Here is an 11,627-nt window from a genome sequence, read left to right as displayed (position 1 = left end):
AAGTGGAACCGGCGCCAACCCAGCGAACCAACAGGCCACACCAGACTGCCCGAAAACAGAAAACAAAACTCGGATCAGCCGCAGGCGCAAAACCGCGACCGTCACGGCGCATCATGAAAAATCGGGGTTAGTGGGCTGCCTCTCGTCCGAGAGGGCGACTGCAAGGCCACCGAAGCGACCCCACTTCTCGCGGAGCTTCTCCTCGTCCTTCGCCTTCCGGCGCTCATATTCCCGTCGGGCGGACGAGCCGGCTACCCCGGAATCAATAGACCATGACTCGTCAGCGGGTGGTTCGAGTTCGGGAGGAGCGTTTTCAGGACCTTCGGTGGCACATTCCACACAGCGGACGGTCTTCGTCTCGCTTTCGTAGATCGCTTGTGTTCCGGCCGGCAACGAGGCGACACACAACCGGCACACTCCGGCATACCGGAGCCTCATCTGCTTCACGAGGACGCTATTTGGATCACCGGCACGGATGCAGTCAGCTCGGAGGTCACGACGGTCAGCCCGCGTTTAAGCTTTGACATGGCTCAGTCCTCACCTACGCCGGGAACTTTTCGCGGTGTACCGCGCTCCAGCTGGCTCAATGGGTTCCTCCGGCTCAATCGTCATCTCGCCGGGAATAGCAGCCTTCGTCACCCTCCGGTTCATGCAGCGAGGAGGGGCGCTAGGGTATCTACCCTGCGAACTCAAAGTCGATGGTGATTTTGGGGTCGACGCTTTTGATGATTCCAGAATAGAAATCCTTGGCCTGCTCCTTCAGCGCTGCTGCGTTTTGGGTGATTAACTTCTGCTTGTTCTCGTCGCTGAGAATGTTGTTGATCATGCGCGTTTGTACGGCTGGCGCTGCCACCCAGCCAAGCAGGTTGTTGCTCTCGAGGGGGGACTCGAACACGGGATCGTCAAAGCCGATGCCAATGAATTGAGGGACAGTCACCCGAAACGACTCGGGGCCGGTGGGTTCGATCCTCACCTTTGACCCATCGATGCCTAATTTTGCGTCGAACTTGTACTGGAGCAGCGTCGTCTTCTCGCTCGCGGGTACGGCCACGCCGAAAATCTCTCCGTTGCTTTCGTTCCTGTCGACACCTTCAATGTGAAGGCTGAGCAAGGCGACCTCTTGCACGCGCGTAACAGCCTGAACCACCTGCGAATCGCGTTCGTTCGAGCTGCTGCTGAACAGGGAACCGAGAGCGAGAGCGTTGAGTCCACCGGATGCGAATGCGGTGCCCGTTCCCGCGACAACCAGCACGATGAGCAGCAGTAGAGGCCACAGTAGAACCCGTGCTTTGAAAAAGCTCATGACGATTCAGTCTCCAGTTTCGTTCGACGTCGAAACGCCCTCGGAATTCAGCGGTGTGGAACGGCCACAATCAGATCGACGCGTCAAGTCCCCTCGAAACCATATATGCAAGTAGGAACTGGCCGATGACGGCGCGCTCTATCGGCCCCTGGATATGCGGCTGCGAGCGGATGCGCAGCGACCCAAAGAGGGCGCTCTTCACCAAGACGCAACTCACTAGCGCATAACACCCTCTTGACTCTGCTCAGCCTCCAGAGTGCTCTCTGCGGGATCTTCGATCAGGTCCGGTTCCAAGCTGTTCTCGGACAAATACTTCATCGCCCTTTCGATGGTTTCGAGCTTCTTTTTCAGCTCCTTCAGTGTTTGGGCAGACTCGTCGGAGAATTCATCCAGTCGTTCGTATTCCCGGCGGAATGCAATTTCGTTCGCCACCAAGATGCCCCACAGGGTGTAATCGGGTTCAAGCTTCTGGTGCTGGCGCAAGATGGCCGCGGCCAAACGACGCCGCACCACTGCTTCGACGGTTTCGGCTGTGGTACCCGGGCTGGCAAGACTGAAGGCGATGCCGCCGCCCCCCGCTCCAACCAATGTCCCTGCGGTCAACAGCCCACCGATCATTCCGCCCGGGCCGAATCCGGCCAATGCACTTGTGATGACTGCTGCGCCGACCACCCCGGGGGCTGCAGCTAAGGCAAGGCCACCGGTGGCGACCACCAGTGCGACGGCGCCGGCGCCCAATGCTCCCCATTTCTTCCAATTGACCACGAGCGCTCCGCTGAGGACGTCTTGGGCCTCCTTAGCGGCATCGAAAACATGAGCTCCGTATTGGCTTCCCAGACCCATCTCCGCGGTGAGGTCCTTCATGGCTCCGCGCCATTTGTTGCGGTCAACGTCAATTTCAAATGGCCTGATGACATTTTCGGACGCAAGAACGGTCAGAAGGGTTACTGCGTCTTCCTTGGTCAGATGGCGGCTCGGCAGTGGTTCAGGAACAAAGGCGTCTGGGTCGGATGGGTCGAAGATCAACCTTGCAATCTGCGACGGCAGCGGCCTTCCCGCCTCCCGGTTTCGTTGGCGGATCTCGTTCACAGCAGTAGCCTGGACCTGCCGCAAGGCTCCGGCAAACCGGTCGGCCTGCTCGCCTTCAAGCCGTGACTTCAGCAAATAGGCATAGCGTAATGCCACCAATGCCGTGACTTCAGATGCGTCCAGTTGGATGTCCACGCCTTGATCCACGCTGACGATTTCGGTGGATTTCGATCCGAAGAGCGCAAACCCTATGGCTTCGGCTACGGCATCATGGGAGAGATATGCCTCCGCATTGTGGACGTGGGGGTTGAATCCGGTCCCAATGCGGAAGTCAAGCATCCAGTTGTATACCGCTGACAGGCCTCTATGAGCCGCTACTGGATCCAACACGTTCCAGAAGTTGGCCCACCAGTTCAAGTTGGTAGGAGGTTCCTCCATACTCTCGCGTAGTTTGTCGACGTCGAATCGGCCGCTGGCCAGTGGACTGCCGATGGTGACCATACCTACCACGTCAAGCCCTGCTGGCAAGCGCTGAAGGAGGTCCGCTGCGACCACGGACCCCAAGCTGTGGCCGATAATCACGATCCGGCCGGAAGCGGGCAGCTTCTTCAGGATCAGATGCAGAACCTGTGCCCGGACATCCGCGTTGCCAAGGTACTTTCGTACTTGCCCGAAGCCTGGAAGGCTGGCCGACCCGTTGACCACTAATTCAGCGCCGCCCCAGCCATTGCCTTGATGGTGTCGTCCCAGCCGGAATTCGAGCGCGGCCGTGCGTCGCTCAAAATCCCGGCGATTCTGCCGGACTTTATCCCTGGCCGGCTGCTTGACCGTTACTCGAGGAAGCGACAATGATTCGTCGCTGCCTCTCATCGCATGGGCGTAGATTGGTGCAATTACACGCTCAGGGTCCACGTCTGCATATCCCAGGCGGGACAACGCAGCGTTGAGCCCGGTAAGCCATGCGACGTCCCTGTTTCCGTCGCCGACGCCGTGAAGAAAGAGCAGGAAGGGTTCTTGGGACATTGGTGCTCCGATCGAGTGTAAATGCGCGGTTGCAGGGTGCCGCGGACCAGCGGCGGCAGGGATTATGTCTATTCGTTTAGATAACTGGGCCAGTGGGGGCGCAGCAGCTTTCGCTCACGCGCCCCCACTTATCAAACTATTGCGTGGTCTCGTAGGACCCGTCGGGCTTCCGAGTGCAGTAGCCCTTCTTGGCGGCCCTGAGGAGGCTTCGCTGGAGCGCGGTCTGGATGTCTGCGCCGCGCCTAGCCCATCCAAATACATTGCGAACCGCGACGAGCAGTTCATCTTCTGTGATGACGATCGCGTCAGCCACCACGAGCCGCACTGCCTCATCAAACTCCTCCGGAGGAACTGCACCGGCCTTCCGTACATCAGCGGTTCCGGTTGGGCGTCGGACATTGACCGCATCTGCGCCGTCGACCCGGATGAAGCCTTCCTTGTCCAGCTTCACCTTCAAGCCGCTGACTTTGGCGAGAGACAAGGCACGTTCGACGTTCGCCCTAGCACGTGATCCGATTCCTCCCGATTCCCAATGTTCACGGAGCCTGGCGTGGAATGTATCAATGTGAAGCGGAGCCTCAACGCTCACCACGTGGCCAGCGTACTGAATAAGGTCCGTAAGTGCGTCTGCATCCCCTGGCTGATACCAGTATCGGTGGGCCGGGCGAGGGGCCATCGCGTACGGAACGGTCCATGCCGGCGACGCTGAGAGATCGATTTCCTCGTACTCCAGAGGCTCTGGCACCTCGACGGGACCGGAAATCGCCGGGACGACATTCTTACCACGGAGGGATGCATCCAAAGCGTCCTTGAGAGCCGCCTCCTGTGCAGGGCGGTCCCGGTACCAGCTGAGGCCCCAAATTCTGTGGATTTCCCACCCCAAACCACGCAGTACGGATTCCCTGAGCCGGTCACGGTCGCGTGCGCTTTTCGCAGAGTGGTAAGCCGCCCCATCGCATTCAATGCCGAGCATGAACGCTCCTTCTCTGTCGGGGTGGCGCACACCGATATCAATTCGGTATCCCGCCGCTCCGACTTGAGAGACTGCGTTGAACCCCCAGGATTGGATGACCCGCAGGACCTCTTCTTCGAACGGGCTGTCAGCGTCGCCCGCAGTTCCGGAAATTTCTGAGGCCAAAGCGACGCGGCCTCTGGCCGCGAAGTCGAGATAGTTCTTCAGATGCCTGTTGCCTTCGGACGTTCCGTCGGTCATATCCCCGGCGTGGAACGAACTGACGACCTCCACTCGCCGGCGTGCACGGGTGATTGCAACGTTGAGTCGCCGTTCCCCGCCTTTTCGCGTTAGTGGGCCGAAGTTCATGGTCAGCTTGCCCAGCTCGTCCGGGCCGTATCCAACGCTAAAGATAATGATGTCGCGTTCGTCGCCCTGAACGGATTCGATGTTCTTGACGAAGAATCCGCGCAGGCGATCGTGGTCTTCCATGAGACCCGCCAGCAGCGGTTCAAACTCCGCACGGCGTTCGATGGCCTCCGAAACGGCCTCCGCCTGTTGACTGGAAAAAGTCACCACGCCAAGGGAGAGACCCGAGTTGAGGCGCCGGTGTTCAAGCACACGGTCAACGACGCGCTCCGCTTCAATCGGGTTTCGGCTCCCAGCACCGCGTTGATAGATGCCAGCCACGAACTCGTGGTGCACGCCAAGGTCGTGCGCTTCCTGGGTGGCCCCAGGAAAGGTGTTGAGCTTGCCTTCGTAGATCCGATAGTTCGAGTACGTGATGAGGTCTTCGTGCAGACTCCTGTAGTGCCAAGAAAGCGGCAGCGAGACCATCGCGCCGGATGCCTTGCAGAGGTCCAGAACGCTGTCAAAATTGTCGGGTTCATCCTCATCGTCGGTTTCGACGTCTGCTGACGAGAAGAACGACGTCGGCGGGAGCTGTTTCTGGTCTCCCGCAACTATGAGCTGCTTGCCACGATATATGCAGTTCACAGAGTCAGCGGGCATAACCTGCGATGCTTCGTCGAAGATCACGACATCGAATTCGAGCGTGGGTGGCAGGTACTGGGAGACGGACAGAGGGCTCATCATAAAGCACGGTTTGAGCGCTTGAACGATTGAACCGGTTTCTTCCAACAGTCGCCTGATCGGCTTGTGCCGTGATTTCTTGTTCGCCTCGTGAGCAATGACAGCAGCCGGACCGGCGCTGCTTCGGGGACGCCTGGCGACGCAAGCTTCCACGATCGCTGTGTGGGCGTTGCTTATCAGCCGCGAATCCAGATCTTTGAACTGTTCAAGCAAACTCTCCCTACCAGAGGCCCGGTGTTCGGAGAGTCTGTCGTCTGCCTCAATGACTTGCTCCGCCCAAGGTTCCAGAGCGGCCCGCTCCACGGCGGATACGACGTGAAATGAGGGTGCACGTGCGTCCCTGAGCGATGCCAGGGTTACGGAAAGGCCTGCCGCGCTGAGCGTGGAAAAGAGCTTCTTGAATTCAAACCAAATGTCGACCTCGGAGGATACGTCTGCCCCCAGTTCCGTCAGGATCTCCTCGGCATTTTCGAGGTCGAAGTCCAGCTCTGCCTTCAGCTCACCCGAGCGCCCAGGTTCGAAGGAGCCGACAAGCCTGTCCCGGGCTTCGAACCAGGTGGCGTGATCTTGTGCCAAGTCAATTTCAGAGGCTTGGAATTCCCCGACGAACCGGACCGCATCTTCATCGATGGGAGCCCCAATGACGTCGCGCACTGCCGATATCCATGCGTGATCTGCGCGAAGCGTCACCCAATCTGTGCCACGAGTCCGGTAACGCGAACCCAATACCTCCGAATTGGCCGACGCAGCGTCAGCAGTTGCATCCTCCATTCGTGCCAAGTCGCTGATGTGGCCTAGCGCTGCGTTCGCGGCGGAAGGGGTTGCGATCTCGCCAACTACTTCTGACAGGCGATCCCGCAAGGGCTTCGCTGCAGCCAGGTTGTCAATCGCCGCACTAAGGCTTTCGTGAAGCGAACCCAACGGGATGTCACCAATGGATTCAAGGAATTTCTCGCTGAAAAGCGCACCTGTTTCGGCAGCGAAGCGCTCCACCCTGTGGGCGACATCCCGCGCGAGCGGAATCAGATCCGCATCAGGGGTGCTGGAACGGCTGAGCTGGCGGGCCAGAGCAGAGGGACCGACGTCGTCACCGGCCAGTTCGATGGCGGAGCGCGCAACTTCGAGGGCGTGCGCGATTCGTGTGAAGTCCGTTGCGACGCCTTGGTAGTAGCTTCCAAGGCGGGGACCGTATTCCGGTTCGTTGGCTGAGAGGTTCTCTTGTGCCGTCTGCCAAGCCAAGGCGTCGCCAAGCAACGCGATAACGTCTTTGTTTACAACGCCGGCCACTGTGACCGCGCGGAGAGTCTTCTTGTCCAGCCGGGCTTGCTTGCTCCAAGCTTTCAATCCTCGATGTTGAGTTTCGAAGCGAACCTTCAGCCCATTGATATCCAGCGACAAGATGTCCGGACTGTACACCGACTCCATCGCCATCTGGCGCTCACGCACGATCGTGGAGAGCTGCCCAAGAACACGTGCACTTTCGTCCAGGGCGCCTTGCACACTCGGGTTGATCCAATGAGATTCGGGCAAACTTCCGCCCTGGCTCAGCTCCGCAAGGGAAGCAAGGGCGCGGCACTTGTTTAGCGTAAGAGTCGCAAGTTCCACATCGAAGAGCCGGCCCAGTTCCCGGGCCTTTTCCATGAGTGTTGAAATTTGATCCGCCGCGGCAATCGCACTCTCCTCATTGCTGTCGATCTGACTGAAAGTGAACTGGTTGAGGGTGCGGCTGAAGATCTTGGAATCCCGTTGGAGAAATTCCTGGAGTGCTGGCTGGAGATCTTTATCATTCCTGGTCCATCGATCGGCACATGCTTGGCGCACCTGATCTTCCAAGGCGTTGAACAAGTTCTCATCCGCTTGAAGCTGTTCCATTCTGGTCAGCAACGGACCCAATTTTGGGGTTGAGTACCACGCGCGGGGCACCTGCCGCCGGGCCCGGAGCAAAGACGTGAGCAGTGTCCTGGCTTGGATCCCGGCGACGTCCAGCCTGACTGACCAAAAAGGCAACTGGGCATCAAAGAGGCGGACAGTCCGAAGTAGACGTTCGGTGGCCTGGGCCAGTCTGGTAACGGCCTTATCCAGGTCCTTTATCTGGGACTGGCTTAGTCCCTCACCGGCGAGCCCGCGCCAGGCGAAGGATTCACCTTCCTCAGCTGGGCGCCAAACCTTCGACAGGGCGGTCCCCGCCATCTGGAGTTCAGCCAAGCCGTCCGCGGACAGCGCTCCCAGCATTTTTGGATCGCCTGCCGGATACGCATCAAACTCCGTCAGCTGAGAAAGCCTGCCCAGGACTTCGTGAAGGCTCCTTCCGAGCGGCCTGCGTATTTCGTTCATGGCATTGGCGTGGTCGGTCAGACGTTTCCGGCTCTTGGCGAGCTGGGACCGGTCAGTGTCCGAGAACGAACTCTTCGCCCGCGGCCTGCGAGTCAGTTCTTCATGAAGGGTTTGAACTACCTGCTTGCGGGTGGCTTTGTGGCTGTGCAGTTCGAGAAGAAAGGGTTCCAGTTGCCTTTGTGTCAATCGATCACGCACCACGTCCAGGGCAGCTGCCTTCTCGCTGACGAAGAGTACGGTCTTCCCCGTCGCCATGAGCTCAGCAATGATGTTGGCGATGGTCTGGCTTTTTCCGGTACCTGGGGGCCCGTCCATGATGAAGCTTCGACCCTCACGTGCGGCCAGTACGCATTTTCTCTGGCTGCCGTCCGCGTCGAGGATGCTATGAAGCTTTTCAGGCGCCAGGTGGGAATCGAGATCCTCATCGGCTACGGGGTCAAAGGAGAAGTCCGACGAATGCGGGGCATCCGGGCCGAGAGCCATCAACTGAATCATGCCATTGGCGACAATTTTCCCCTCGTTCTGATCAAGGTCGCGGTACATAGCTTCCTTGTGAAAACTGAAGATGGACATGACGGTACGTTCATCGACCGTCCATTCCGGTTTGTCTGAGACCGCTCGGCGAACACCGGAAAGGACTTTCGCAACGTTGAGGTCGTCTACCTCAAACTCCGGCAGCTCGACCGCAAAGTCCCTGCTGAGCTTGAGCCCGAGCGCTGTATTCAGCGCCGGCTCGTCTTCCGTTCTGCGCAGCACATATTGCTGGCCTTCCTTGACGAGCCGGACGGGCACTAGGAGCAACGGGCTTGAGATTTTCTTAGAGTCGGCAGGATCGATCCAGTTGAGCATGCCGTAACCCAAGTACAGGGTCCAGACGCCTCGGTCGGCGTATTCCTGTTCCGAACGTTGATGGAGGCGCTTGGACGTACTGAGGATTTGCGCTGGCGTCTTGGCTGCAATCCTGAGAGTTCGAGGTCCCCTTGTGGGCAGGCCCATCCCCGCAGCGGAATCGTGTTCGTCTCGCTCGACCGGTTCACTGCTTTCGAGGATCACGTCGCCGTCGTTGACAATGGCTTCGACGTCCAAGCAACCAGGTTCAACTATTTCAAAAGTCCCACTTTTGGGATGTTGAAAGTAGACGAGTCGCTGACGCCTGTCTATTGACAGCAAGTCGTCGCGCCACCGCTGCATCTGCAACGCGAGCTTCTTGTCCAAGACGCCTTTGCCTGTCGACACCACTCCCCCTGTCTTCCGAACCGGTCGGAATGTCTGTTAATTACCTACGCTGCCGGTACCGGAACGCTTTTATCTTCAATGAAGAGTATCTGGGCTGTGGCTCCATTCGGCCATTGAGTCGACGTGGCCGCAGCTGATGAACCAATACGAACGCTGAATCAAGTCAAGCCGTCATCCAGCTTCATTCGTGCCAATTCTTCTAGGACCGCAGGAATCAGCTTGGCTGGCACGTTTTCGCTCAGTTGGGCGGAGAAGAACTTCGCCCAGTGAACGGCCATAGCCTGCTGCAAGCCATCGAGAGCGGCCATTCCGTTCATGGGAGAAGTGTTCTCATTGATTCCCTCAGCGGCAATCGTGTCCGGAAGCCGTTCCGGATCAGTATCGAGGGGCCCATCAGTCGAGGAACCATCCCGCCCCACCGGTTCGGAATCCTCGGTACCGGTCGGTGCCTCCTCTGTACCCGTCAAGGTAGCTGGCGATGCAATGTGCTGGTCGTCGTCGACTTCAGGCGCCTCCGGAATTTGCTCGTCACTGCCACCGAGGATCGCCGGCAGCGATCCCCACGGGTAGATAACATCCAGATGGGTCGTGGTACGCGTCAACGCGATGTACAGCATGCGCTCACCATGCGGCATTTCAAGAATGGTCGCCGGATCCACCACTATCACGGCATCAAACTCGAGTCCCTTTGCATCCTCTGGGGTAACCAAGTTTATGGCGGTCGACAGTTCGCCCTCTGTCGATTCGCTCCACTGAAGGTCGTCAGCCTGGAAAGCTTCACGGATGATTGGCCAAAGCTGGACGGGAGCTATCACCCCCACAAAGCGACCACGGCCGCTGTGGGTAAACACAGTGCGGGCTACTTCCTCCGCAAGCCCTTCGGCCGGAACACCAGCGAACCGAGGCGGATACTCCACATCGCGCAAAATTCGCGGCGGCGTCACCGACGGCGCCGCCGATTGCAGGATCGGCAGCGCCACATCAAAAACCTGCTTCGGGACGCGATAGCCATGCTCAAGTTCTGCCAGTTGCGAGGTCACATGAACGGGTACCTCGTGCCCAAGGATGGCGACAACGTCATCCCAGGAGTCGCGCGAATAGGGCCCCGTCGATTGCGCGATGTCGCCAACCACAGTCATGGAGCCGTTCTTTGAACGGCGGCGGATGGCTCTGAGCTGCATCTTGGAGAGATCCTGAGCCTCGTCCACCACTATGTGCCCGTACGTGCGGGGCGCTTCCCTCATGGCAGCCTGAGCCTCGTCGAGAAGCGCCAAGTCAGCCATGGTCCATGGCTCATCCGAGACCTTCTCGGCCTGCTGGCGATAGAGCGCCTCCATCTCGTCAGGTGCCAGGAGGCCCTCGGCCGCCCTCTTCATCCTTTCCTTCGACCCAAGAAGGTCCCGGAGGAACTGTTGGGGCGTGATCTGTGGCCAGATCTTCTCCACTTCCGCATCGAGTGCTCGCAGATCCAGGAACTGTTCGGGATCCACTCGGCGGATATTGCCCAACTGCGGTGCGCTCAGTTCAACCAACCTCTGCCTAAACCTGCGTCGACCATCAGCAAACGAATCAAATTGAAGACTCTTCAACACTTCAGCAATGCTCTCAGCGGATACTGACACCGTCAGCACGGTGTTCCGTCGCTGAACTCTGATGTCGGCGGATGGCACGCGGATTCGTTGTCTCAGTGCGCGTTGGAGGACTTGACTCATTCGACCCGATCCCTTGACCGACGCCACGGCTGGATCGTCCTTGCCTATCAGCTGAACGTCATTGGACAGCAGGTTCTGAAGCGCTTGCTGCACCACGTCGTCGTCTCCCAGATCCGGCAACACACGGCGGATATAGCGGGTAAAGGTCGGGTTCGGGCCCACGACCAAGACGTCTTCTGGCGGCAATTCCTCCTGGTAGTTGAACAGCAACCAAGACACGCGGTGAAGAGCTACGGCGGTCTTGCCTGTTCCTGGGCCGCCCTGAATAATGAGCAGCTGGTCTTTCTCGGCTCTAACCAGTTTGTCCTGGGCAGCTTGGATCGTCTTGACGATGTCCGTCATTTCCGATCCGCGCTTGCGGCTCAAGGACTGGAGCAGAGCGTCGCCTGTGTAGCTGTGGTCATCAAGATCGCTAACAGCCTCGGCCAACACTTTATAGACGATGTCCTCGAAACTGGTGATCTTGTTCGAGGGTGCATCAAAGATTCGTTTTCTCCGGAGCCCCATTGGATCGTGCACCGATGCCTGGTTGGCTACGGCAGCAGCTGGTGCCTGCCAGTTCACGACCAGGAGATTCTTTTCCTCGTCGAAAATGGCAACCTTGCCAATATAGAGCTTGGTATCGTCCTCGTAGTCGATCCGGGTAAGCGCTACGGGATCATCGGGAGAGGCAACCTTGCGTTTTTCCATCGCGTTCTTATATGCGCGACGCTCGACGGCGGTCCCGGCGGAGGCGCCAGCCATGGACGAAGCGGTGTGCTGGCTGTCTCGATGCTGCTTCGCGAGATCGAAAAATGTCTGCTCACGCTGCAGTTCAGCCGTCTTCGAGAGAGTTCCGACGCCGGTGTCTACACTCACTATTGCCCCCATTTTGTGGCCGTTTCAGGCCCTATCTATCTCAGTCGTAATAATGTAGCCGGGACCACCGACATTTCAGGAATGTCCT

The 11,627-nt window shown here is 58.6% G+C and carries 4 protein-coding genes; all 4 read right to left on the bottom strand.

The window, feature by feature from the left end; genetic code table 11:
* Positions 1-676: 676 nt before the first annotated feature.
* Positions 677-1,303 (bottom strand): hypothetical protein, encoded by a 627-nt coding sequence (locus PY310_RS19565; protein WP_275216221.1) that lies wholly within the window; start codon positions 1,301-1,303, stop codon positions 677-679.
* A 216-nt stretch (positions 1,304-1,519) separates the two neighbouring features.
* Complete coding sequence (locus PY310_RS19560; RefSeq protein WP_275216220.1) at positions 1,520-3,355, bottom strand: alpha/beta hydrolase; 1,836 nt, start codon at positions 3,353-3,355, stop codon at positions 1,520-1,522.
* 136 nt (positions 3,356-3,491) lie between these two features.
* The gene (locus PY310_RS19555; RefSeq protein ID WP_275216219.1) at positions 3,492-8,948 is read right to left on the bottom strand and encodes a DUF4011 domain-containing protein; all 5,457 of its coding nucleotides are present in this window, start codon (positions 8,946-8,948) and stop codon (positions 3,492-3,494) included.
* A 179-nt stretch (positions 8,949-9,127) separates the two neighbouring features.
* Complete coding sequence (locus PY310_RS19550) at positions 9,128-11,539, bottom strand: HelD family protein (protein ID WP_275216218.1); 2,412 nt, start codon at positions 11,537-11,539, stop codon at positions 9,128-9,130.
* Positions 11,540-11,627: the final 88 nt, after the last annotated feature.

The organism is Pseudarthrobacter naphthalenicus, assembly GCF_029076445.1.
In the GTDB taxonomy this organism is placed as follows: domain Bacteria; phylum Actinomycetota; class Actinomycetes; order Actinomycetales; family Micrococcaceae; genus Arthrobacter; species Arthrobacter naphthalenicus.
Note: the sequence above shows the minus strand (reverse complement) of the source record. Positions and strands in the feature narration are given on the sequence as shown.